This is a genomic window from Streptomyces sp. TP-A0874 (assembly GCF_001748085.1).
Taxonomy (GTDB): domain Bacteria; phylum Actinomycetota; class Actinomycetes; order Streptomycetales; family Streptomycetaceae; genus Streptomyces.
On the sequence record NZ_BBZK01000007.1, the window covers coordinates 428,911 to 451,181 of the forward strand.

Genomic DNA, 22,271 nt, shown 5'->3' on the forward strand with positions numbered 1-22,271 from the left:
CCTACAGCGGGATGTTCCCGTGCTTCTTCGGCGGCAGCGCCTCCCGCTTGGTGCGGAGGGTGCGCAGCCCCCGGACGATGTGCCGGCGGGTCTCCGCGGGCACGATCACCGAGTCGACGTAGCCGCGCTCGGCGGCGGAGTACGGGTTGAGCAGCGTCTCCTCGTACTCCTCGATCAACTCCTGCCGCAGCGCCTCCTGTTCCTCCGGCGTCCCGGCGGCGGCGATCCGGCGGCGGTGCAGGACGTTCACCGCGCCCTGCGCGCCCATCACCGCCACCTGGGCGGTGGGCCAGGCGAGGTTGAGGTCGGCGCCGAGGTGCTTGGAGCCCATGACGTCGTAGGCGCCGCCGAACGCCTTCCGGGTGATGACGGTGATCAGCGGCACGGTCGCCTCGGCGTAGGCGTAGATCAGCTTCGCGCCCCGGCGGATGATGCCGCCGTACTCCTGGTCCACCCCGGGCAGGAACCCCGGCACGTCCACGAAGGTCAGCACCGGCACGTTGAAGGCGTCGCAGGTGCGGACGAAACGCGCGGCCTTCTCCGAGGCGTCGATGTCCAGACAGCCGGCGAGCTGCATGGGCTGGTTGCCGACGATGCCGACCGCATGGCCCTCGACCCGGCCGAACCCGGTGATGATGTTCGGTGCGAACAGCGCCTGGGTCTCCAGGAACTCGCCGTCGTCGAGTACGAGTTCGACGACCCGGTGCATGTCGTACGGCTGGTTCGGGGAGTCCGGGATGACCGAGTCGAGCTCCAGGTCCTCCTCCGAGACCGTCAGGTCCGCCTCCTCGGGGAAGGCCGGAGGCTCGCTGAGGTTGTTCGACGGGAGGTACGAGAGCAGGGACTTGACGTAGTCGATGGCGTCCTTCTCGTCGCCGGCCATGTGGTGGGCCACACCGGATGTCGAGTTGTGCGTCCGGGCGCCGCCGAGCTCCTCGAAGCCGACGTCCTCACCGGTGACCGTCTTGATGACGTCGGGGCCGGTGATGAACATGTGCGAACTCTGGTCCGCCATCACGGTGAAGTCGGTGATGGCGGGGGAGTACACCGCGCCCCCCGCACACGGGCCGAGGATCAGGCTGATCTGCGGGACGACCCCGGAGGCGTGGACGTTTCGCCGGAAGATCTCCGCGAAGAGGCCGAGCGCTGCCACGCCCTCCTGGATGCGCGCCCCGCCGCCGTCGTTGATGCCGATGATCGGACAGCCGTTCTTCAAGGCGAAGTCCATCACCTTGACGATCTTCTCGCCGTAGACCTCGCCGAGCGCGCCGCCGAAGACGGTGAAGTCCTGCGAGTAGACGCAGACCGGGCGACCGTCCACGGTCCCGTAGCCGGTCACCACACCGTCGCCGTAGGGACGGTTCTTCTCTATGCCGAAGTTGGTCGACCGGTGCCGGGCCAGCTCGTCCAACTCGACGAACGAGCCCTCGTCCAGCAGCAGGTCGACGCGTTCGCGAGCGGTCAGCTTGCCCTTGGCGTGCTGCTTCTCCACCGCGCGTGCGGAGCCGGCGTGGGTGGCCTCGCCGAGCCGTCGCCGTAGGTCCGCGATCTTTCCGGCGGTGGTGTGGCTGCTGCTCGGGTGGTCGGGGGTGGCGATTTCCGGCTCGGACACGGGATGCGGCTCCTGCTCGTCCTCGGGTGGGGGCTACCGAGTCGTAGCGTATCGGCGCCACTGCGCACTGGCAGTGCGTCGTTGACCACATCGCGGCGTGCTGGACTCCCGGCGGGCCGTCCCCCTGCGTGGGTACCCGGCCGGGGTGCGCGGGATGCCCGTTCCGCCGTGAACCATAGGGTTGTCCCATGACACCCCCGTCGAAGCAGCCCGGGACGCCGCCGGGCCCCTGGTCCGACCTGGAACGCCCGCCGCTGAACGCCCCGGCCCTGCGGCGCGCGCTGGTGCGGCCGGAAGGGCTCTGGAGTTCGCTGGAGGTGGTCCCGGCCACCGGTTCCACCAACGGCGATCTGGCGCGCCGGGCGGCGGAGGGCGCCCCCGAGGGTGCCGTGCTGATCGCCGAGGAGCAGACCGCCGGCCGGGGCCGGTTGGACCGCAGGTGGTCGGCGCCGCCGCGCTCCGGGATCTTCTTCTCGGTGCTGCTGCGGCCCGGTTCGGTGCCGGTCGAAAGCTGGGGGTGGCTGCCCCTGCTCGCGGGCGTCGCGACGGCCACCGCCCTCTCCCGGACCGCCGGGGTGGACACCGCGCTGAAGTGGCCCAACGACCTGCTGCTGCGGATGGACGGGGAGGAGCGGAAGGCCGGCGGCATCCTCGTCGAGCGGGTCGGGGACGCCGCGGTCGTCGGCATCGGGGTGAACGTGTCGCTCCGCGCCGAGGAGCTGCCGGTGCCGAGCGCCGGGTCGCTGGCGCTGGCCGGCGCCGGCTCCCTCGACCGGGACCCGCTGCTGAGGGCCGTGCTGCGGTCGCTGGAGCAGCGGTACCAGGAGTGGCGGGCGGCCGACGGGGACCCCGCCGCCGGCCGGCTCCAGGAGGCCTACGCGGCCGGCTGCGCCACCCTCGGCAGGACGGTCAGAGCGGAGCTGCCCGCGGGTCGCGCGCTGGTGGGCGAGGCGGAGGCGATCGACGGATCGGGGCAGCTCGTGTTGGCTCTCGCGGACGGCGAACGGCGGGCGGTCGGCGCGGGCGACATCGTCCACCTGCGCCCCGGCACGGAAGAGTGAGATAGGGCACACCTGCCGTATCGTTGTGCCGACCGGAGCCCACCTCGCGGCTCCGGCCCGGAGCCGCGGGACGAGAAGTGATCGGAAGGGTTGTGCGCAGGGATCGGACAGGGGGCGGCCAGTGACCGTCGAAGACTCTGGCTCCGGCGCGTCCTCGCGCCCCGATCCGGCGGGACCGCCCGGGCCCGGGAGAACGGGCGCGGCCGGCGAGGAACCGGCCGGTGCGGCGGGCGCCGAGGACGACGACCCACTGGCGATCCGGATCGAGCAGCTGATCCTGGGCGCCGAGCGGCGTTACACCCCCTTTCAGGCCGCCCGGAGCGCCGGCGTCCCGATGGAGCTGGCCGCCCGTTTCTGGCGTGCCATGGGCTTCGCCGACATCGGCCAGGCCAAGGCGCTGACCGAGGCCGACGTGCTGGCGCTGCGGCGGCTCGCCGGGCTGGTGGAGGCCGGTCTGCTGAGCGAACCGATGGCGGTGCAGGTGGCGCGGTCCACCGGCCAGACCACGGCGCGCCTCGCGGAGTGGCAGATCGACTCCTTCCTCGAGGGGCTGACCGAGCCGCCCGAGCCGGGAATGACCCGCACCGAGGTCGCCTATCCGCTGGTGGAGCTGCTGCTGCCGGAGCTGGAGGAGTTCCTGGTCTACGTGTGGCGGCGGCAGTTGGCGGCCGCCACCGGCCGGGTGGTGCAGGCGGCCGACGACGAGGAGATGGTGGACCGGCGGCTGGCGGTCGGCTTCGCCGACCTGGTCGGCTTCACCCGGCTGACCCGCCGCCTGGAGGAGGAGGAGCTCGGCGAGCTGGTGGAGGCCTTCGAGACCACCGCCGCCGACCTGGTGGCCGCGCGCGGCGGACGGCTGATCAAGACGCTCGGCGACGAGGTGCTGTACGCGGCCGACGACGCCGGTACCGCGGCCGAGATCGGGCTGCGGCTGATAGAGACCATGAGCAACGACGAGACCATGCCGGAGCTGCGGGTGGGCCTCGCCTTCGGCACCGTGACCACCCGGATGGGGGATGTCTTCGGCACCACGGTCAACCTGGCGAGCCGGCTCACCTCCATCGCCCCGAGGAACGCGGTGCTCGTCGACGAGGCCTTCGCCGAAGAGCTGATGCGTTCGGGCGAGGCGCCCGAGTCCGAGGCCCAGGCCGCGGCGGCGGAGAAGGAGGGCGAGGGGCCCGCCACCCCGTACCGCTTCGCGCTCCAGCCGATGTGGCAGCGGCCGGTGCGCGGCCTCGGCATGGTCGAACCCTGGTTGCTCACCCACCGAGGCTGAGCGCCCCGGCCGCGCTCCGGCCGGGCCGGTGCCCTTTGCCGGACCCGGTCGCGTTGGCATGATCGCTGCACGGTTGTCGATCCGACGGAGGGCGAAGAGCGTGAGCGATGCGGAGCACCGGTACGGCGAGTGGGTCGTGGTGCGGCGGCCCGAGCGCCATGTGGCCGAGTTGGTACTGGACCGGCCCAAGGCCATGAACGCCGTGTCGACCGGGATGGCGTTGAGCCTCGCCGAGGCTTGTGCCGCGCTCGGCGCCGACCCCTCGGTCCGCGCGGTGGTGGTGACCTCCACCCACCCGCGGGCCTTCTGCGTGGGGGCCGACCTGAAGGAGCGGAACTCATTGAGCGACGCCGAGCTCGTCCGGCAGCGCCCGCAGGCGCGCGCCGCGTACACCGGGGTGCTGCAACTGCCGATGCCGACCGTCGCCGCGGTGCACGGCTTCGCCCTGGGCGGCGGGTTCGAGATCGCGCTCTCGTGCGATCTGATCGTCGCCGACCGTACGGCCGTGGTCGGGTTGCCCGAGGTGTCGGTCGGGGTGATCCCGGGCGGCGGCGGAACCCAACTGCTGCCCCGCCGGGTCGGAGCGGCCCGCGCGGCGGAGCTGATCTTCACCGCACGCCGGGTGCCCGCCGAGGAGGCGGCCGGGCTCGGTCTGGTCGACGTACTGGTCGGCGAGGGAGCGGACACCGCGGAGGCGCTGGCGCTCGCCGGGCGGATCGCGGCGAACTCGCCGGTGGGGCTGCGGGCCGCCAAACGGGCGTTGCGCCTGGGCCACGGCAAGGACCTGCCCACCGGTCTGGAGGTGGAGGACGCCGCCTGGCGGGCGGTCGCCTTCTCCGGAGACCGGGCCGAGGGGGTTGCCGCGTTCAACGAGAAGCGGACCCCGGACTGGCCGGGGGAGTGAATCCCGCACTCCGCCCCTCGACGTCGAGGCCCTCGCCGGGCCCCGCCTCCCCAGTGGGGCCCGGCCAACTCGGCGGAGCCGCGAATGGCCCTAACCGGCCTTGCGTCCCCGCCGGTGAACACGGGACAGCCCTTAGGCTGTGCTCACTTACGTGCACACGGCGAGGGCTGCGAGGTGCCAGGTGGCAGGCCAGGTCCGGTACGGCGAGGACGCCCGGATGACCGCCGTGGTGGCGCTGACCCGGGCGATGGCGGCCGCACAGAGCCCCCGGGAGTCCGGGCGGGCCGCCGCGCTGGGCGCCTGCCGGGCGTTGTCCGGCGACTTCGCGGCGGTCTCGGAGTGGGAGCGGGGACTGGGCCGGCTGCGGGTGCTCGTCAACGTCGGAGAGCTGGCGCCGGGGGAGGAGGAGTTCCCCGAGGACGAGTCGTACCCGGTGCGGGACTTCCCGGAGATCGCCGACTTCCTCCACCAGAGCTGGACCGGCGGCGGGGAACCGAGCGCCTGGGTGGAGACGGCCGGGGGGGACGAGAACGGCGCCTACCGGCACCAGCGGGTCGCGGCGCTGCGCCGGCGCGGCCGCGGCTGCTGCGTGGTGGCACCGCTGGTGCTGCACGGGCGGGCCTGGGGCGAGCTGTACGTGGCCAGGAGGGTGGGGCGGCCGGTCTTCGACCGGGCGGACGCCGAGTTCGCCACCGTGCTGGCCGCCGTGGCGGCAGCCGGGATCGCACAGACCGAGCGGCTGGCCGAGGCCCGGCGACTGGCCTTCACCGACCCGCTCACCGGACTCGCCAACCGCCGGGCGGTGGACATCCAGCTGGACTGCGCACTGGAGCGGCACCGGGCCGAGGCGGTGGTGGTGAGCCTGGTGGTCTGTGATGTCAACGGCCTCAAGCGCGTCAACGACACCTGGGGGCACTCGGTCGGCGACCGGCTGCTGGAACGTTTCGGCTCGGTGCTCTCGATGTGCGGGGCGATGCTCTCGGACGCGCTGGCCGCCCGGCTGGGCGGTGACGAGTTCTGCCTGCTCGCGGTGGGACCGCCGGTCGAGGAGGTGATCCGGGCCGCCGAGGAGCTCTGCCAGCGGGCCGCGGCGCTGGAGTTGGGCGACGGGGTGGCCTGCGGGGTCGCCTCGACGGACGAGCCGATCGGGCCGGTGCGGTCGGCGCGCAGGCTCTTCCGCCTCGCGGACGCCGCCCAGTACCGGGCGAAGGCGGCCGGGGCGAGGTCACCGGTGGTCGCCGGCCGGGAGGGTCCGGACGACCCGGTGGTGCGGTTGGCCGACGCCGCACCGCCGCCGCCCGGGGAGCGCCGCCGTTTCCGGGGACGGGAGTGAGCCCCTGGTGCGCGCCCCGGCGGCTCGGTCGAGGTACTGCCGCCGCCGGCTCGGCGGGGCGGCGATGGATCCCGGCGGGGTGCCAGTGATGACAGCAGAACCATTCAGTGTCTAGGGTCCGTGAATATGAATATGCAAACAGTGGTGGTGGAGCCGACCGGTCTGCAGGCCGCGGACGTCGTCGCCGTGGCGCGCGACGGAGCGCGGGTGGAGCTCTCCGAGGCCGCCCTCACCGCCCTCGCCGCCGCCCGCGAGGTCATCGACGCCCTCGCGGCCAAGCCCGAGCCGGTCTACGGCGTCTCGACCGGCTTCGGTGCCCTCGCCGTGCGCCATATCGACCCGGACCTCCGCGGCCGCCTCCAGCGCAACATCGTCCGCTCGCACGCGGCGGGCACCGGGCCCCGTGTGGAGCGCGAGGTCGTCCGGGCCCTGATGTTCCTCCGCCTGAAGACCCTGGCCTCCGGCCACACCGGGGTGCGCCCGCAGGTCGCCCAGACGATCGCGGCCGTCCTCAACGCCGGGATCACCCCGGTCGTCCACGAGTACGGCTCCCTCGGCTGCTCGGGGGATCTCGCCCCGCTGTCGCACTGCGCGCTGACCCTGCTCGGCGAAGGGGAGGCGGAGGGGCCGGACGGCACCGTCCGCCCGGCCGGCGAACTGCTCGCCGTACACGGCATCGAGCCGGTGGAACTGCGGGAGAAGGAGGGGCTGGCGCTCCTCAACGGCACCGACGGGATGCTCGGCATGCTGCTGATGGCCTGCGCCGACCTCGGCCGACTCATCAGCTCCGCCGACATCACCGCCGCGCTCTCGCTGGAGGCCCTGCTCGGCACCGACCGGGTGCTCGCCCCGGAACTGCACGCCATCCGCCCGCACCCCGGCCAGGCCGCCAGCGCCGACAACATGCTGCGGGTGCTGGCCGGTTCCGGTCTCACCGGGCACCACCTGGACGAGGCGCCGCGGGTCCAGGACGCCTACTCCGTCCGCTGCGCGCCCCAGGTCGCGGGCGCCGGCCGGGACACCCTCGCGCACGCCCGCCTGGTGGCGGAGCGGGAGCTGGCCGCCGCGGTGGACAACCCGGTCGTCCTGCCCGACGGCCGGGTGGAGTCCAACGGCAACTTCCACGGCGCGCCCGTGGCCTACGTCCTCGACTTCCTGGCCGTGGCCGTCGCCGACCTGGCCTCCATCGCCGAGCGCCGCACCGACCGGCTGCTGGACAAGAACCGCTCGCACGGCCTGCCGCCCTTCCTCGCCGACGACCCGGGCGTGGACTCCGGGCTGATGATCGCCCAGTACACCCAGGCCGCGCTGGTCAGCGAGTTGAAGCGGCTGGCCGTCCCGGCCTCCGTCGACTCGATCCCGTCCTCCGCGATGCAGGAGGACCACGTCTCGATGGGCTGGTCGGCGGCGCGGAAGCTCCGTACCGGCCTGGACCACCTGGCCCGGGTCATCGCCATCGAGCTGGTGGCCGCGAGCAGGGCGATCGAGCTGCGCCGGGGTCTGACCCCCGCGCCGGCCACCCGGGCCGTGCTCACGGCCACCCGTGAGGCCGGGGTCGGCGGGCCGGGGCCGGACCGCTTCCTCGCCCCGGACCTGGCGGCCGCGGAAGCGCTGGTCAGCTCCGGAGGGCTGGTGGCGGCGGCGGAGTCGGTGACCGGACCGCTCGCCTGAGGGCCCGCACCCGGCCCGGCGGACGGGGAGCCCCGCGGGGGCTTCGTCCTCGCGCCGTGCTCAGCGCACCCGGCTCGCGCTGAGGCGGGCCGGGCGGTCGCTCCTCAGCGGGCGGTCTCGCGGGCCCGGCGCGCGGCCAGCGCGACCAGTCCGGCGCCGCAGCCGAGGAACGCCGCACCACCGAGCAGGTACGGAGTGGTGTTCATACTGCCGGTGTTGGCCAGGACGGGGTCCCCGTCGGTCTCGGCGGCCGGCCGCGGGTCGGACGGCGCCGGCCCGGTTTCGGCCGACTGCTCCTGCCGCTCGGCGGAACCGCCGTCCGCCGGCTCCGGGGCGGCGTTGGCGGAGGGCATGAACCACAGTGCGCACAGCAGGGTCCCGGCGGCGGAGGCTGTGAGCAGTGGTCGGCGTGCGGACACGTCCCGGACCCCCTTGTGGCGCAGGCGGATTGGCTGTCGGACCAGATGTTAGTAACACCTGTGGTCCAGGGAAAAGACCTGGGTGATTCGCCCCTTACCGGTCTTGCGGAAGGCCCCGGGGTGCGTGCCAGGGGTGAGTGCGTCTCGGGAGTGCGCTGACGGGCACTTCAGAGTGGAGGTCGTTACTGATCGAGGTGCTGGTGGACGGTCGTCAACGGTGCTCCGTGGCCGCACGATGCGGAGAAGTGCGCGGGCGGACCACGGGTGCCCGTGCATGACGGCGCGGTCGACCTGGCCGGTGAACTCTCCCCTCGCCTTCGGCCGGGAGCTGCCCCCCCTAGCCGTATCCGGCGAGCGGGAACACCCTGGAGACTGTTGGCCGGCTTCGAGACGGCGACCTTGGGGCGGTAGTGCACCAGGAGGTGGACGTGACCGCGTTCGCGCGCCGAACTCCTTCATCCCGGCTTCGCGTCACCCAGACCAAGCGAACCGAGCGCCTGGCTCGGCGAAGCCCGGAAGCGTCAGAGGACCCAGGCGGAATCCCTGGACTTTAGACGAGGGAGCACGTCAAACTCTGCGCTGAGAACACTTCGGAAACATCCTGGTTCCACGCGCTTTAAGATCGTCTGGTGCTCGGGGCCGCCCCCGGGTGCCGACGTCCTCGGGGGCGGGGGGATGATGGTCCGCGCGGGCGGTACGGCCTCCTTGGGCAGGGGGACGCACGGACGGGAGCGGGCGATGAGCGGAAACGGCGCCCGCGAGGTGGATGAAGACGGCGTGACTGGGCAGATGAGGGAAGCGAGCGCAGGAACCGCCCGGTCGACCGGGGTCCGGCCGGCAGGGTCGCCGGACGGCGCCCCGCGTCGGGCAGCCCTTCGCCCGGGCGGCTTCGGAGGGCCCGCGGAGTTTTGGCGCGCACACGGCGAGACCCCGTCGGGACGCCTCACTCGCAGTGGTCTTCACCACAATTTTTCCCACGGTGGAACCGCTGGGCACGCAGAGAGGTCCTCCACTGAGCTGGGAGTGCTGATGCTCGGCTCCCCGGCCCAGGGCAGGGGGGCAGTAGGCAATGGAGAAGCCTGTGATGACGGACGGTAAGCGGCGCAAGCGCCTGACGGTGCTGGCCGCGCTGCTGGGGGGAGTGCTGACCCTCTCGGCGTGCGGCGGGGAGAGCGGCCAGGACGACGACAAGCCCGGTGGCAAGGAGAACTCCCAGGCAAAGGTGGACGAAGCCGCCGCGAAGGACGCCTCCGACGCGCGAATAACCATCACCCCGAAGAACGGTGCCGACAACACCGGCATCCTCAGCGACGTCAAGGTCTCCGTCGCCGGCGGCAAGCTCATCAAGGTGACCATGACGGACACCGTGACCGGCTCGGAGGTGGCCGGCACCACCTCCGCGGACGGGAAGTCCTGGAAGCCCGACGGGCAGCTCCAGCGCTCCCGGAAGTACAAGCTGATGGCGGAGGCGGAGGACGCGAAGGGGCGCGGCGCCACCGAGAACTCCAGTTTCACCACCGTCTCGCCGGAGCACAGCTTCATCGGAAACTTCTCCCCTGAGGCCGGTTCGACGGTCGGCGTGGGCATGCCGGTGACGATCAACTTCGACAAGGCGATCAGCAACCGGAAGGAAGTCGAGTCCGCGATCAAGGTCAGCTCGGACAGCGGCCAGCAGGTCGTCGGCCACTGGTTCAACGGGAACCGCCTCGACTTCCGCCCCAAGGACTACTGGAAGGCCGGTTCCACGGTCACCCTCGACCTCCGGCTCGACGGGGTCGAGGGCGCGCCGGGGATCAAGGGTGTCCAGCAGAAGAGCATCACGTTCAAGATCGGTCGTAGCCAGGTCAGCACCGTCGACGTCAAGAGCAAGAAGATGACGGTTGAGCGGGACGGTAAGACGGTCAAGACCATCCCGATCACGGCCGGCAGCAACCAGACCCCGACCTACAACGGTCAGATGGTGATCTCCGAGAAGTTCAAGGAGACCCGGATGAACGGCGCGACCGTCGGCTTCACCGATGACGACGGCAAGGGCGAGTACGACATCAAGGACGTGCCGCACGCGATGCGGCTGTCCACCTCGGGCACCTTCATCCACGGCAACTACTGGGGCGGCGGAGCCTTCGGCAACGCCAACACCAGCCACGGCTGCATCGGGCTGCGGGACGTCAAGGGCGCCAACGACGGCAAGCAGGACGGTGCCTGGTTCTTCTCCAACTCCCTGATCGGCGACGTGGTGATCGTGAAGAACTCGCCGGACCAGACGATAAAGGCGGACAACGGCCTCAACGGCTGGAACCTCAACTGGGACCAGTGGATCGCCGGTAGCGCCGTCGGCGGCTGACGCCCGGTCCCGTGTCGTCCCGGGCTGACCGGGGACGACACGCGCCCACCGCAGTCGGACGGTTCTCCCGCCCTCCCCGCCCTGATCGGCGGCCGGTGCCCACCGGCCGCCGATCGGCGTATCGGGGGGAGTCTGCTCAGGACCCGCTGGTCGTGTACTGCGGCCAGGAGTGCTGCTGCGGCATCGAGTTGATCATGTCCTCGGGGACGGTGGAGGGCACTTCCCAGCTGCTGCCCGAGGCGGGGTGCCCGCCGTAGCAGTCGTAGAAGTCGTAGGGGTAGTCCATGTCGTTCGGGCTGCGGCGGTGGCGGCCGGAACGGGGCTCGGTGGCCGGGCTCTGGGCCGCCCACGGAGGGGAGAGACGCCCCTCCGCGGACAGCTGTTGGGCCCGGGAGACCAGCCTCATCAGGTCGAGTCCGAACTCCGCGGCCACCACCTGGAGGTCGACCCCGGTCTGCCAGCTGCCGACGAGCAGCGCGTCCATCGCCCCGGTCCACCTCGGCTCGCGGCCGGTCCGCGACTCCGAGCCCTTCGCCGTCGCGCCCTCCGGGGAACCGGCGGAGTCGAACTGCGAGGCGTGGTAGCCGGCCGACTGCTCGGAGGCGGTGGAGGACGCCTGCGGGTCCGATCCGTCGTCGACCGCGAAACGGCTGGCGGCGGAGAGCAGTTCGTCCGCGACGTTCCGGGCGTCCTCCTTGCCGACGGTGCGCCGTGCCAGGCGCACCTCCCGCTCCGGCAGACCGAGCACGCCGGCCACCGCGCCGTCGCTGCCCACCGTGACCGCGAAGGCGGCCAGCAGCCGCGATCGGTGCGCCTGCGCTTCGTCCAGCGCGCTCTGCGCTGAACGCACCTGTTCATCGCTGAGGCAAAACGCTTCTGCCAAGACGGTGTTTCGGTCCCACCACTCCCGGGGCTCCATGCTGACGACAACGCCCGAATGGCCCATGGGTAACCCTGTTCCGCCGGCCATTACGCCGAGCGGGTGTTATGTCGCATCGGCAGCTTGTCTGGCCGGCGGTCTCACCCTGGACGCCCCACCGACCGCGGCCCGCTGGGGGCCGCGGTCCGCAGGGCGACTTTCGGTCCCTGCGGGTGGGTGGGCACCGCAGGCTTCCCAAGGGGGTCAGGCCCGGTCCGCGAGGTCGAGCTCGCGGTGCGCGGTGGAGAGCAGCACGGCTCCGGCGACCACCGCCACCGCCCCCAGCAGGAAGGGCACATGGACGTTGTAGTGCTCGGCCAGTTTGCCCGCGGCGAACGGTGCGAGCCCGCCGCCGATGAAGCGCACGAAGCCGTAGGTCGCGGAGGCGACGGGACGGGGCACCGGGGCGATCGACATCACGGCCGTGGTGACCAGCGTGTTGTTCACCCCGATGAAGGCGCCGGCGAGGATCACCGCGCCGACGACCACCGCCTGGTGGTCCGGGAAGATGCCGATCACCGCGAGGTCGGCGGCCATCAGGGTCAGGTTTCCGTACAGGGTGCGGGGGGTGCCGAACCAGCGGCGCAGGGCCGGGGCGCCGAACACCGCGAAGAAGGCGACCAGCAGTCCCCAGCCGAAGAAGACCCAGCCGAGTTCGAGCGCCGAGAGGTGCATCAGGAACGGCGCGTACCCGAGCATGGTGAAGAAGCCCCAGTTGTACAGCAGCCCCGTGACGCTGGTGACCGCGAGCGGTCGGTGGCGCAACGCCAGCAGCGGCTCCCGCAGCGACTCGGGGCGCTCCGATCCCGGGGTGGCGGGCAGCAGGACCACGGTGGCGACCAGTGCGATCAGCATGAGGGCGGCCACGCCGAAGAACGGCCCGCGCCAGCTGACCTCGCCGAGCAGCCCGCCCAGGAGCGGCCCGGTCGCGATGCCGACCCCCAGCGCCGTCTCGTACAGCACGATCGCGCCGGCGAACCCGCCACTGGCCGATCCGACGATCACGGCGAGCGAGGTGGCGATGAACAGGGCGTTTCCGAGCCCCCAACCGGCCCGGAAGCCGATGATCCCGCCGATTCCGCTGCTGGAGCCGGCCAGGGCGGCGAAGACGACGATGAGCACCAGGCCGCTCACCAGGGTCCGTTTGGCTCCCAGTCGGCTGGACACCCAGCCCGTCACCAGCATCGCCACGGCGGTGACGACCAGGTAGCTGGTGAACAGCAGGGTGACCTGGCTGGGCGAGGCGTCCAGCTGACTGGAGAGCGCGGGCAGGATCGGGTCCACCAGGCCGATGCCCATGAAGGAGATCACGCAGGCGAAGGCCACCGCCCAGACGGCCTTCGGCTGCCGGAAGGGGCTCGCTGGGGCCGCTGCGGGCGGGCTCTCGACCACCTGCTCGGCCGGTGGTGCTCCTTCGGACATGTCGGTCTCCGATCGACTCATGCGGGGGTTCCCTTCGGGGCTGCGGGACGGCCGGTCGGCCGGTCAGCGGTCGGGCGGGGGCTGCCGGGGACTCCGGCTTCGGTCGGGGGCGCGGGAGGCGTGGGGTCGGGCGGCGGATCCGTCGGCAGCGCGGTGAGGGCGTCGACGGCGGCCAGGAGCGCCTGCTGCCGTTCCTCCGGCAGCCGGGCGATGTGCTCGGCGAGGACCGCCGCGCGGGCCGCGCGCCGCCTGCGCAGATGTGCGCGGCCGGTATCGGTCGCGGCGATGAGCGCCACCCGGCCGTCCAGCGGGTCGGAGCGCCGTTCGACGAGGCCCGCTTCGGCGAGCCGGGTGACCAGTCCGGTCATCCCGGGCTGGCTGATCCGTTCGCGCGCCGCGAGGTCGGAGACGCGCTGGGGGCCCTCGGACACCACGGCGTCCAGTGTCGACATGGCGACACTGTTGAACTCGCCGCGCGGGGTGATGCGCCGCAGCCAGCTGGTGGTCCGCTCCAACGCCACGCTCAGCTCGGCGAGAGCGGGGTTGTTCCCGGCAGACCCGGAGGGTGCCCCGGGCTCGCTAGATGTATCCACCACCTAAATGTATAGGCAGCTTATATAAGTACGCAATCCGGAGCCGGGGCTTCTGGCCTAGCCCGGGACCGCCCTTGGAAAGCCTCGAAGCCCCGAGCGCCGGGGCTCGGGGCTTCGCGGGTTTCGCTGCCGGGAGGGCGTTGAGACCGGTTACTCCTGGGCGGGGGCGACACCGACCGGGCAGGAGACGCCCGTCCCGCCGATGCCGCAGTAGCCGTTCGGGTTCTTGCTCTCCGAAAGGTACTGCTGGTGGTAGGGCTCAGCCGGATAGAAGGGCCGCTCCTCAGCCGGCCGCAGCTCGGTGGTGATGGCGCCGTAGCCCGCCTCGGTGAGCACCGACTGGTAGGCGTTCCGGGACGCCTCGGCCGCCGCCCGCTGCTCGGGGGAGTGGGTGTAGATCGCCGACCGGTACTGGGTGCCGACGTCGTTGCCCTGCCGGAAACCCTGCGTCGGGTCGTGCGACTCCCAGAAGACCTTCAACAGCGACTCGTAGGAGCGCTTCGCCGGGTCGAAGACCACGCGGACGGCCTCCGTGTGGCCGGTCAGCCCGCTGCAGACCTCCTCGTACGTCGGGTTCGGGGTGTGTCCGCCCTGGTAGCCCACGAGCGTGGTCCACACCCCCGGGGTCTGCCAGAAGTTCCGCTCGGCGCCCCAGAAACAGCCGAGGGCGAAGTCGGCGACCTCCAGCCCCTGCGGGTAGGGACCGGCCAGCGGGGTGTCGAGCACCGTGTGGCGGTCGGGCAGTGAGAACCCCGGAGCGGCCCGGCCCGGGAGGGCCTCCTCCGCGGTCGGAAGTCGGTTCCGGTGGCGGTTGGGGAACATGAGATCTCCGTGAGTTCACGTGTCGGACAAGGGTCTGGGCAAGGGATACAGGACCCGTGAAGGGAACATCGAGGGGCCGTGCCGGGATTCCCGCCCGGGCCGCCGGACGGGCCAGCGGCCCGGCGGCCGGTCAGCGGGGCATGCTCGCCGGGCTGCCGCCCTGGCGCTCCCAGCCGGCCACCGCCAGGGCCCGGTAGGCGGCGTACTCCGCGGCGGGACGCGAGCTGTACGACCACGGCACCGCGCCCACATGACCGTCGACGATGCTCAGCTGCTCCATCGCCTCCGGGTAGCGCTCGGCCCGCACGAGGAAGCAGAGCAGCAGATGGCGGACGTGCGGCAGCACCGGGTGGTCCACGGGGGCGGTGTGCACCGCGTACAGGGCACCCTCGATCGCCCGGGTCACCACCTCGCTCTGGTAGAGGCCGCTGACCAGGTTCGCCTCGGGGAGGTGTTCGTAGACCGCGAAGAGCGGGAGGGCGGGCAGCAGGCTCTCCGGCGGCGCCGAGCCGGCGGCGGCCTGCGCGAACCCCTCGGCGAGTTCCTTCGACCCGTGCCACTTCTCGCACCAGTAGTGCAGCGCCGCCAGGTGCGCGCCCATGTGGCCGGGGGCCCGTTTGGCGACCTCGTTCCACAGCGCCTGGAAGTCCTCCTGCGGGTACCCCAGTCCGCGCGCCACACCCAGCCGCACCACGTACGGCGTCGGGTCTCCGGGGGCGAGCAGCGCCGCGGTGGCGCAGACCGAGTCCGCCTCCTCCAGGATGATCCGGTGCTCGTCCGAGCCGGTCCCCGACCGGGCGGCGGTCTGACGTGCCTGGAGGACCAGGAACTCGGCGTGCACCACCGCGCCGCCGGCCTCCTTCGGCTGTTCCATCCGCCAGTTCCGCAGCCATCTGCCGCCCTCGCCCGGGGTCTGCGCCAGTTCCACGGCGGCGGCCCCGGCCAGGGTCTGCACCCGCTGCCACCGGAGCTCCCGGTCGTCGACGGTGAGCGCGAGCAACTGGGCGGCAGGCCGCCAGTCCTGGGTCCGGTGGACCTCCTCCAGCGCCTCCATGAGCTCCGGATCCGGGCCGGGGAGCCGTACGTCGAGCCGGTCCACCGGCGCGAAGCCGTACTGCTGCGGGTCGACGGTGGCCCGGTGGCCCCGTGCGGCCGCCTGCCCGGCACGCATCCTGCGCAGGGCGGGCAGGATCAGAACGCCCCCGATGATGGTCAGGCCGAGCAGGATGATCAGTAGCTCCATGGAGGTGTCCTGTGTCGTCTCTCGTGCGGATGGGTGTCGGTCCGGTGGCACGGCCGCGGCGGGGTTCGCCTCCCACCAGTTCTACTGCCCGGCGCACGGAAGAGTTCCGCGCCGAGTGGTACTACTCTCGGGCCTCATGAGCGATCAGCACCAGCAGCATGCCCACCAGAGCTTCGAGACTCTGGCGATCCACGCGGGTCAGGAGGCGGACGCCAGTACCGGTGCCGTCGTGCCGCCGATCTACCAAGTGTCCACCTACAAGCAGGACGGCGTCGGCGGCCTCCGAGGCGGTTACGAATACAGCCGTTCGGCGAACCCCACCCGCACCGCCCTGGAGGAGAACCTGGCAGCCCTCGAAGGCGGCCGCCGGGGACTCGCCTTCGCCTCCGGACTGGCGGCCGAGGACTGCCTCCTGCGCACCCTGCTGTCCCCCGGTGACCACGTGGTCATCCCGAACGACGCCTACGGCGGCACCTTCCGGCTGTTCGCCAAGGTGGTGGAGCGCTGGGGGGTGGAGTGGTCGGTCGCCGACTCCTCGGACCCGGTCGCGGTCCGCGAGGCCATCAACGGCCGTACCAAGGTCATCTGGGTGGAGACGCCGTCGAACCCGCTGCTCGGGATCACGGACATCGCCGCGCTCGCCGACGTGGCCCGGGGAGCGGGCGTGCGGCTGGTGGTCGACAACACCTTCGCCAGCCCGTACCTGCAGCAGCCGCTGGCGCTGGGCGCGGACGCCGTGGTGCACTCCACCACGAAGTACATGGGCGGCCACTCCGACGTGGTCGGCGGTGCGCTGGTGGTCGGCGACGACCAGCTCGGTGAGGAGCTGGCCTTCCACCAGAACGCGATGGGCGCCATCGCCGGCCCCTTCGACGCCTGGCTGGTGATGCGGGGCGTGAAGACGCTCGCCGTCCGGATGGACCGGCACAGCGCCAACGCGACCCGGGTCGCCGAGATGCTGGCCGCGCACCCGAAGGTTGCCGAGGTCTACTACCCCGGTCTGCCGGAGCACCCCGGCCACGAGGTCGCAGCCAAGCAGATGCGGTCCTTCGGCGGCATGGTCTCCTTCCGGGTCGCCGGGGGCGAGCAGGCGGCGATCGAGGTGTGCGACCGGACCGAGCTGTTCACCCTGGGCGAGTCGCTGGGGGGTGTCGAGTCGCTGATCGAGCACCCGGGACGGATGACGCACGCCTCGGTCGTCGGGTCGGCGCTCGAGGTGCCGGCCGACCTCGTCCGGCTCTCGGTCGGCATCGAGGCCTGCGACGACCTGCTCGCCGACCTGTCGGCCGCGCTCGGCTGACCGCTGCCGGGCTCCGCCCGTGGGCGTCGGCGTGTCACCAGGTGTCCACGGGCGGAGTGGTGTCGGCCGGCACCTCCCACGGGTGGGCCCGCAGCGCCCACACCAGCAAGGCGGCGAGGCCGACGGCGAGCAGCAGGCAGAGCGCCGCCAGGGCGACCCGGCGGCGGACCAGCAGTCGCTCGCCGCGGGCCACCGCCCGCGCCACCAGATCCGCCGGCACCGGGGGGTACGGCCCTTCGAGCATCCGCCGCACCTCCGTCTCCTTGCGGTCCGGCGGGGTCACGAGGCGGCTCCGCCCCGGCTGCGCAGGGCGGCCATCGCCCGCAGGCAGGCCGCGTTGACCCGGTCCGGCGCCACGCCCAGCTGGGCCGCCGCCTGCTCCTCGGCCACCCCCTCGTAGACACGGAGCACCAGGACGAGCCGCTCCCTCGCGGTGAGACCGCCCAGCAGGCCGCCGCCCGGGGCACGGTGGCGCCAGGCGGTGCCGGCGAAGCGGTTGGCCAACCGCTCGCGGGCGTGGGCGTAAGGGTCCTCCGCGGCGCGGCGGTCCCAGGCGGCGTAGGTGTCGGCCAGCGCGGCGACCAGCAGGCCTTCGGCTGCTGCCGGATCGCCGGTCAGGAGGGTGGCGACGCGCAGCAGCCGGCCGCCCGAGCCCGCGACGAACGCCTCGAACTCCCGGGCCCGATGGTGGTTCCGCGCTGCCAGCCGCCCTTGCACCGCGCCTCCCCCAGCTCCAGTGCTTCCGAGCTTCAGTGCTTCCGAGCTCCCGCACAGAAATGGGACGGCAGCGGAGTGGAGCGGGTCAAGGGGGTGTACCGGGCCGATCGGGGAAAGGGCGCGCGACGCTCAGGAGCCGGGGCGGTCGGCCTCCGGGGCGGAGCCCGGCTTCCCGGGCGCCGGAGCGGCGGCCTGCCGGGCGGAGAGGGCGGAGTTGAAGCGCGTCAGCAGCGTGCAGAAGGCCTCACGTTCGTCAGCGGCCCAGTCCTCGGTCAACAGCGCCATGAGTTGGCGCCGGGAGGAGCGTACTTCGAGCAGCCGGCTCCGACCGAGTTCGGAGAGGGCCAGGACGACGGCGCGGCCGTCCTGCGGGTCCGACTCCCGGCTGACCAGGCCGCCCTCGACCAGCGGGGCGACCTGCCGGGTGACGGTCGATGAGTCGATCCCCATGCCCGCGGCGAGCGCCTTGACCCCCATCGGGCCTTCCTGGTCCAGACGGTTGAGGAGCAGGTAGGCGGCCCGATCCATGGAATTGCGGGCCTGGCCCACACCGCCGAGCCGGGTCTGCTCCGCGCGTCGGGCGAATACCGCTACCTGGTGCTGGAGATCGTCGAGCAGTCGGTTGTCGGGTCCACTCGTCATGTCCGCGGTGGGGGCCATGGCCTGAGCTATCTCCGTGGTGTCGGTGGGAGGCGGCACCGGGTGGACACCGGGCGTCACGCCGCGTCCGTGGCGGTGCGACCGTGGTGCGTCGGATGCGCCACGGGGACGTCCGACGTGCCCGGGAGCCCTCCGGCTACCAGCTTTCGGACCGCCTCACCCTACTCCCCGGAGCGCCCGGTGCCCCCCTGCGGGCGGCAGGCGATGTGCCGACGCGCTCCGCGGGGGCCGGGGACCGAGCTGCCAGACTGGCGTCATGGCTGACACCTCAGGCCCCACCGCCGACCGCCGACCCGCTGCTTTCCCGCCCATCACCCTGGACGACATGCGGGCGGCGCGGGACATGCTCTCCGAAGTGGCCGGGACCACTCCGCTGGAGGGGAGCCGGTACCTGACCGGGCTCGTCGGCGCCCCGGTCCATCTCAAGTGCGAGAACCTGCAGCGCACCGGCTCGTTCAAGATCCGCGGGGCCTATGTGCGCATCGCCGGCCTGAGCGTCGCGGAGCGCTCGGCGGGGGTGGTCGCCGCCAGCGCGGGGAACCACGCCCAGGGGGTCGCCCTCGCGGCCTCGCTGCTCGGTGTGGAGTCGACGGTCTTCATGCCGGTCGGGGCGCCGCTGCCGAAGATCGCGGCGACCCGGGACTACGGCGCCCGGGTGCGGCTGCACGGGCAGGTGGTCGACGAGTCGCTGGAGGCGGCGCAGCGGTACGCGGCGGAGACGGGTGCCGTCTTCATCCACCCCTTCGACCACCGGGACGTGGTGCTCGGGCAGGCGACGGTGGGCCTGGAGATCCTGGAGCAGTGCCCGGAGGTGGCCACGATCGTGGTCGGCGTCGGCGGCGGAGGGCTGGCGGCGGGCATCGCGCTCGCCGCCAAGGCGCTCCGTCCCGAGGTGCGGGTGGTGGGGGTGCAGGCGGCGGGGGCGGCGGCCTACCCGCCGTCGCTGGCGGCCGGGGGACCGGTGACGCTGGAGAAGATGTCCACGATGGCCGACGGCATCCTGGTGGGCCGGCCCGGGAACGTGCCGTTCGCCGTCATCGACGAGCTGGTGACCGAGGTGCGCACGGTCTCCGAGGACGCCCTCGCCGGCGCGCTGCTGCTCTGCCTGGAACGGGCCAAGATGGTCGTGGAGCCGGCTGGGGCGAGCCCGGTGGCGGCTCTGATGTCGGCGCCCGAGTCGTTCCGGGGGCCGGTGGTGGCGGTGCTCTCGGGAGGGAACGTCGATCCGCTGCTGATGCAGCGGATCCTGCGGCACGGTATGGCCGCCGCGGGCCGCTACCTGCTGCTCAGGCTGCGGCTGACGGACCGGCCGGGCGCGCTGGCCACCCTGCTGAAGGTGCTGTCGGCGGTTGACGCCAACGTCCTCGACGTGAGCCACGTGCGCACCGACCCGCGGCTGGGCATCGCGGAGGCCGAGGTGGAGCTGCGGCTGGAGACCAAGGGGCCGGAGCACTGCGCAGAGGTGCGGAAGGCGCTGGAGGAGGCGGACTACACGGTCATACCGTGAAATGTTCGCCGCCATGCCCCTCGGCCCGGCCGACGCCTACGATTCCCGACCTGGGGCTCTCGGGACATTCGTACCCGTCCGTTGGGAAATGGGAGATCCATGCCGGGAGCTGTCTACCGTCGTGGCCGCGGCCCGACGCGAACTCTTCGCCGGCCCCGGTGCCGCGACGGCCGTCTCGGACGCGTGGCCGATGCGGCACCTCGTGCTGGCCTCGGTCCTCTGGCCGGCTCTGATCACCGGGGTCTTCCGGAGCTGGGCGGTGCACAGGTCCCGCTCGCCCGCTGCCTGAGCCCCACCGGCCCCGGGCGGCCGTTTCCGCTCCACCATGCAGGAGACCCCCGGTGAACGCCGGGGGTCTCTCCTCGCGGTATCGGGCGCTCAGCCCTTGTACGGCTTGGCCTCAAGAATCTTGACCGTCGCGGTGCGGCCGTTCGGCAGCTCGTATTCGGCGTTGTCGCCGACCTTCTTTCCGCTCACGCCGATGCCCAGCGGTGACTGCGGAGAATACGTCTCGATTTCCCCGGTCGCGTACTCCCGGGATGCCAGTAGGAATGTGGTGGTGTCGTCCGGGTCCCCGTCGAACGCGATGGTGACCACCATGCCGGGCTCGACCACACCGTCGTCGGGCGGGGTTTCGCCGACCTTCGCGTGCTGCAGCAGCTGGGTGAGCTGGCGCACTCGAAGCTCCTGCTTGCCCTGCTCCTCCTTGGCGGCGTGGTAGCCGCCGTTCTCCCGCAGGTCACCCTCTTCCCGGGCCGCCTCGATCTTCTTGGCGATCTCGATACGCGCGGGACCCGACAGGTACTCCAGCTCGTTCTTGAGCTGGTCGTACGCCTCCTGGGTGAGCCAGGTGACGTTGTCGCTGGTCTGGGTCACAGGTGCTCCTCGTTCCGTACTGGGATACAAAGTACGCCCTACCCAGAAGGATGCGCCTTCACGGGTGGGCGAAACCACGAGCCTAACAATTCCGGTGGAAAAGGGGGAGGAGGAAAACCTCCGCACCCGCCTCACCTGGGCCGATGCTCAGGCCGTGGGATGAGTGAGTAGGTCAGCTCTCCGTCGCGGGCTTGCAGCCGACCAGTTCCAAGGCGTCAGCCCGTTCGGTGGTGCGAACGGTGACGATTGCGTCCAGCCTACCTTGTTTTTGTTCGAAACGGACATCCTTGCGGCCGACCACGTCCCCGGAGGCCAGGGCCCGTACGGTGCACACACCGGGGGCGCCGGCGTCCTTGCGGACCTCCAGATGGCCCTCGACGGTTTCGTCCGAGACCACCTTGAACTTGATCAACTCGCCGCTGACCGTCTGGCCGCTCACATACGAGATGCCGATCCAGGCGATCACTCCGAGGAAGACCGCGCCGAGCACCGCGCCGACGATCTTCAGTGTGCGGTCCGACCGTTCGTCGGCCGACCTCCCGTAGCGACCCTCAGGCAAGCCCTCGCGCGTGGCGGTCATGGACGAACCTCCTGGAATCGGGGCCATGGAATCAATCGGCCCCTGCTTTCGGTCACTATAGAAGGCGCCCTCCCCAACCGGGGCGAGGGGGCCAACTGGGTCGAGGGGGCCCGACCAAGTGACTGAGGACCGAGTCTTGACCGAGCAACTGCGACTGATGGCAGTCCACGCCCATCCCGACGACGAGTCGAGCAAGGGTGCGGCGACCATGGCGAAGTACGTGTCCGAGGGGGTGGACGTGCTGGTCGCGACATGCACGGGTGGGGAGCGCGGCTCCATCCTCAACCCCAAGCTCCAGGGCGACCCGTACATCGAGGAGCACATTCACGAGGTGCGGGCGAAGGAGATGGACGAGGCCCGGCAGATCCTGGGGGTGAAGCAGGCCTGGCTCGGCTACGTCGACTCCGGCCTCCCAGAAGGCGATCCGCTGCCGCCGCTGCCGGACGGCTGCTTCGCGCTGCAGGACGTCGAGGAGGCGGCCGGCCCGCTCGTCCGGTTGATCCGGGAGTTCAAGCCGCACGTGATCACCACGTACGACGAGAACGGCGGCTATCCCCACCCCGACCACATCATGACGCACAAGATCTCGATGGTGGCGTTCGAGGCCGCGGGCGACGCCGCACGCTACCCGGAGGCGGGGCCGGCCTGGCAGCCGCTGAAGCTCTACTACAACCAGGGTTTCAACCGCCAACGCACCCAGGCGCTCCACGACGGCCTGGTGGCACGCGGCCTGGAGTCGCCGTACGGGGAGTGGCTGGAGCGCTGGAAGAGCGGTGGGCGGTCCGACCGGAAGCTGACGACCCACGTACCGTGCGCGGAGTTCTTCCCGATCCGGGACAAGGCGCTGATCGCGCACGCCACCCAGATCGATCCGGACGGCGGCTGGTTCCAGGTGCCGCTCGACGTCCAGCAGGAGATCTGGCCGACCGAGGAGTACGAGCTCGCGAAGTCGCTCGTGGAGACCACCCTCCCCGAGGACGACCTCTTCGCAGGCATCCGGGAGGATTGACAG

General features: G+C 72.0%; 23 protein-coding genes. 10 read left to right on the forward strand and 13 right to left on the reverse strand.

What is annotated here, in order from left to right; translation table 11 throughout:
- Nucleotide 1: 1 nt before the first annotated feature.
- Complete coding sequence (locus BGP73_RS14220) at nt 2-1,612, reverse strand: acyl-CoA carboxylase subunit beta (protein WP_069814701.1); 1,611 nt, start codon at nt 1,610-1,612, stop codon at nt 2-4.
- Between the two features lie 188 nt (nt 1,613-1,800).
- Here BGP73_RS14220 and BGP73_RS14225 point away from each other — a divergent pair, with 188 nt between their 5' ends.
- The 5 genes from BGP73_RS14225 to hutH all read left to right on the forward strand — a co-directional run bounded on the left by BGP73_RS14225 (nt 1,801) and on the right by hutH (nt 7,857).
- A complete protein-coding gene (locus BGP73_RS14225; RefSeq protein WP_069814702.1) occupies nt 1,801-2,673 on the forward strand; it encodes a biotin--[acetyl-CoA-carboxylase] ligase in 873 nt (290 codons plus the stop codon).
- 121 nt (nt 2,674-2,794) lie between these two features.
- Nucleotides 2,795-3,949 carry an adenylate/guanylate cyclase domain-containing protein gene (locus BGP73_RS14230; protein WP_069814703.1) on the forward strand — a complete coding sequence of 385 codons (1,155 nt, stop codon included), beginning with the start codon at nt 2,795-2,797 and terminating at the stop codon, nt 3,947-3,949.
- Nucleotides 3,950-4,049: 100 nt separating this feature from the next.
- Complete coding sequence (locus tag BGP73_RS14235; protein ID WP_374701145.1) at nt 4,050-4,853, forward strand: enoyl-CoA hydratase/isomerase family protein; 804 nt, start codon at nt 4,050-4,052, stop codon at nt 4,851-4,853.
- Between the two features lie 217 nt (nt 4,854-5,070).
- The gene (locus tag BGP73_RS14240; RefSeq protein WP_069814821.1) at nt 5,071-6,186 is read left to right on the forward strand and encodes a GGDEF domain-containing protein; all 1,116 of its coding nucleotides are present in this window, start codon (nt 5,071-5,073) and stop codon (nt 6,184-6,186) included.
- 132 nt (nt 6,187-6,318) lie between these two features.
- Nucleotides 6,319-7,857: a histidine ammonia-lyase gene (gene hutH, locus BGP73_RS14245; RefSeq protein WP_069814705.1), complete on the forward strand. Its 1,539-nt coding sequence runs from the start codon at nt 6,319-6,321 to the stop codon at nt 7,855-7,857.
- Between the two features lie 104 nt (nt 7,858-7,961).
- Here hutH and BGP73_RS14250 read toward each other — a convergent pair whose 3' ends face one another.
- Nucleotides 7,962-8,276: a hypothetical protein gene (locus BGP73_RS14250; protein ID WP_069814706.1), complete on the reverse strand. Its 315-nt coding sequence runs from the start codon at nt 8,274-8,276 to the stop codon at nt 7,962-7,964.
- A 182-nt stretch (nt 8,277-8,458) separates the two neighbouring features.
- The gene (locus BGP73_RS23975; RefSeq protein ID WP_374701146.1) at nt 8,459-8,692 is read right to left on the reverse strand and encodes a hypothetical protein; all 234 of its coding nucleotides are present in this window, start codon (nt 8,690-8,692) and stop codon (nt 8,459-8,461) included.
- 653 nt (nt 8,693-9,345) lie between these two features.
- Between BGP73_RS23975 and BGP73_RS14255 the strand changes: the two genes are divergently transcribed.
- The gene (locus BGP73_RS14255; protein WP_069814707.1) at nt 9,346-10,620 is read left to right on the forward strand and encodes a L,D-transpeptidase; all 1,275 of its coding nucleotides are present in this window, start codon (nt 9,346-9,348) and stop codon (nt 10,618-10,620) included.
- A 136-nt stretch (nt 10,621-10,756) separates the two neighbouring features.
- Here the strand turns inward: BGP73_RS14255 and BGP73_RS14260 are convergent, their stop codons facing one another.
- The 5 genes from BGP73_RS14260 to BGP73_RS14280 all read right to left on the reverse strand — a co-directional run bounded on the left by BGP73_RS14260 (nt 10,757) and on the right by BGP73_RS14280 (nt 15,619).
- Nucleotides 10,757-11,470 (reverse strand): hypothetical protein, encoded by a 714-nt coding sequence (locus BGP73_RS14260; protein WP_069814708.1) that lies wholly within the window; start codon nt 11,468-11,470, stop codon nt 10,757-10,759.
- 273 nt (nt 11,471-11,743) lie between these two features.
- Nucleotides 11,744-12,982, reverse strand: a complete 1,239-nt coding sequence (locus BGP73_RS14265) for an MFS transporter (RefSeq protein WP_306303455.1) — start codon at nt 12,980-12,982, stop codon at nt 11,744-11,746.
- Nucleotides 12,979-13,554: a MarR family winged helix-turn-helix transcriptional regulator gene (locus BGP73_RS14270; RefSeq protein ID WP_139134568.1), complete on the reverse strand. Its 576-nt coding sequence runs from the start codon at nt 13,552-13,554 to the stop codon at nt 12,979-12,981. Before BGP73_RS14270 ends, BGP73_RS14265 begins: the two co-directional genes overlap by 4 nt.
- Nucleotides 13,555-13,704: 150 nt before the next feature.
- Nucleotides 13,705-14,376, reverse strand: coding sequence for a peptide-methionine (S)-S-oxide reductase MsrA (gene msrA, locus BGP73_RS14275; RefSeq protein ID WP_069814710.1), 672 nt, complete (start codon nt 14,374-14,376; stop codon nt 13,705-13,707).
- Nucleotides 14,377-14,506: 130 nt separating this feature from the next.
- Nucleotides 14,507-15,619 carry a hypothetical protein gene (locus BGP73_RS14280; protein ID WP_069814711.1) on the reverse strand — a complete coding sequence of 371 codons (1,113 nt, stop codon included), beginning with the start codon at nt 15,617-15,619 and terminating at the stop codon, nt 14,507-14,509.
- Between the two features lie 136 nt (nt 15,620-15,755).
- Between BGP73_RS14280 and BGP73_RS14285 the strand changes: the two genes are divergently transcribed.
- Nucleotides 15,756-16,919 (forward strand): cystathionine gamma-synthase, encoded by a 1,164-nt coding sequence (locus BGP73_RS14285; RefSeq protein ID WP_069814823.1) that lies wholly within the window; start codon nt 15,756-15,758, stop codon nt 16,917-16,919.
- A gap of 34 nt (nt 16,920-16,953) precedes the next feature.
- Here BGP73_RS14285 and BGP73_RS22690 read toward each other — a convergent pair whose 3' ends face one another.
- The 3 genes from BGP73_RS22690 to BGP73_RS14300 all read right to left on the reverse strand — a co-directional run bounded on the left by BGP73_RS22690 (nt 16,954) and on the right by BGP73_RS14300 (nt 18,296).
- Complete coding sequence (locus BGP73_RS22690) at nt 16,954-17,202, reverse strand: hypothetical protein (protein WP_069814712.1); 249 nt, start codon at nt 17,200-17,202, stop codon at nt 16,954-16,956.
- On the reverse strand, nt 17,199-17,636 hold the full coding sequence (locus tag BGP73_RS22695) for a sigma factor-like helix-turn-helix DNA-binding protein (RefSeq protein WP_069814713.1): 438 nt from the start codon (nt 17,634-17,636) through the stop codon (nt 17,199-17,201). Before BGP73_RS22695 ends, BGP73_RS22690 begins: the two co-directional genes overlap by 4 nt.
- Nucleotides 17,637-17,765: 129 nt before the next feature.
- Nucleotides 17,766-18,296 (reverse strand): MarR family winged helix-turn-helix transcriptional regulator, encoded by a 531-nt coding sequence (locus BGP73_RS14300; protein WP_244501192.1) that lies wholly within the window; start codon nt 18,294-18,296, stop codon nt 17,766-17,768.
- A 256-nt stretch (nt 18,297-18,552) separates the two neighbouring features.
- On the opposite strand from BGP73_RS14300, the gene ilvA reads away from it, so the two are divergent.
- Together ilvA and BGP73_RS23140 are read left to right on the forward strand one after the other, a co-directional pair.
- Nucleotides 18,553-19,803, forward strand: a complete 1,251-nt coding sequence (gene ilvA, locus BGP73_RS14305) for a threonine ammonia-lyase (protein ID WP_069814714.1) — start codon at nt 18,553-18,555, stop codon at nt 19,801-19,803.
- Between the two features lie 121 nt (nt 19,804-19,924).
- On the forward strand, nt 19,925-20,092 hold the full coding sequence (locus BGP73_RS23140) for a hypothetical protein (RefSeq protein ID WP_170837835.1): 168 nt from the start codon (nt 19,925-19,927) through the stop codon (nt 20,090-20,092).
- A gap of 89 nt (nt 20,093-20,181) precedes the next feature.
- Here BGP73_RS23140 and greA read toward each other — a convergent pair whose 3' ends face one another.
- Together greA and BGP73_RS14315 are read right to left on the reverse strand one after the other, a co-directional pair.
- Complete coding sequence (gene greA, locus BGP73_RS14310) at nt 20,182-20,679, reverse strand: transcription elongation factor GreA (RefSeq protein ID WP_069814715.1); 498 nt, start codon at nt 20,677-20,679, stop codon at nt 20,182-20,184.
- 172 nt (nt 20,680-20,851) lie between these two features.
- Nucleotides 20,852-21,259, reverse strand: a complete 408-nt coding sequence (locus BGP73_RS14315) for a DUF4307 domain-containing protein (protein ID WP_069814716.1) — start codon at nt 21,257-21,259, stop codon at nt 20,852-20,854.
- 136 nt (nt 21,260-21,395) lie between these two features.
- Between BGP73_RS14315 and mca the strand changes: the two genes are divergently transcribed.
- Complete coding sequence (gene mca, locus BGP73_RS14320; RefSeq protein WP_069814717.1) at nt 21,396-22,268, forward strand: mycothiol conjugate amidase Mca; 873 nt, start codon at nt 21,396-21,398, stop codon at nt 22,266-22,268.
- The last annotated feature ends 3 nt before the right edge of the window (nt 22,269-22,271 follow it).

Bases quoted from the DNA above. Each gene is read 5' to 3' on its own strand.
- BGP73_RS14225 (WP_069814702.1), top strand. From the start codon at position 1,801: ATGACACCCCCGTCGAAGCAGCCCGGGACGCCGCCGGGCCCCTGGTCC.
- BGP73_RS14240 (WP_069814821.1), top strand. From the start codon at position 5,071: ATGACCGCCGTGGTGGCGCTGACCCGGGCGATGGCGGCCGCACAGAGC.
- hutH (WP_069814705.1), top strand. From the start codon at position 6,319: ATGCAAACAGTGGTGGTGGAGCCGACCGGTCTGCAGGCCGCGGACGTC.
- BGP73_RS14255 (WP_069814707.1), top strand. From the start codon at position 9,346: ATGGAGAAGCCTGTGATGACGGACGGTAAGCGGCGCAAGCGCCTGACG.
- BGP73_RS14265 (WP_306303455.1), bottom strand. From the start codon at position 12,982: ATGAGTCGATCGGAGACCGACATGTCCGAAGGAGCACCACCGGCCGAG.
- msrA (WP_069814710.1), bottom strand. From the start codon at position 14,376: ATGTTCCCCAACCGCCACCGGAACCGACTTCCGACCGCGGAGGAGGCC.
- BGP73_RS14280 (WP_069814711.1), bottom strand. From the start codon at position 15,619: ATGGAGCTACTGATCATCCTGCTCGGCCTGACCATCATCGGGGGCGTT.
- BGP73_RS14285 (WP_069814823.1), top strand. From the start codon at position 15,756: ATGAGCGATCAGCACCAGCAGCATGCCCACCAGAGCTTCGAGACTCTG.
- BGP73_RS14300 (WP_244501192.1), bottom strand. From the start codon at position 18,296: ATGGCCCCCACCGCGGACATGACGAGTGGACCCGACAACCGACTGCTC.
- ilvA (WP_069814714.1), top strand. From the start codon at position 18,553: ATGGCTGACACCTCAGGCCCCACCGCCGACCGCCGACCCGCTGCTTTC.
- BGP73_RS14315 (WP_069814716.1), bottom strand. From the start codon at position 21,259: ATGACCGCCACGCGCGAGGGCTTGCCTGAGGGTCGCTACGGGAGGTCG.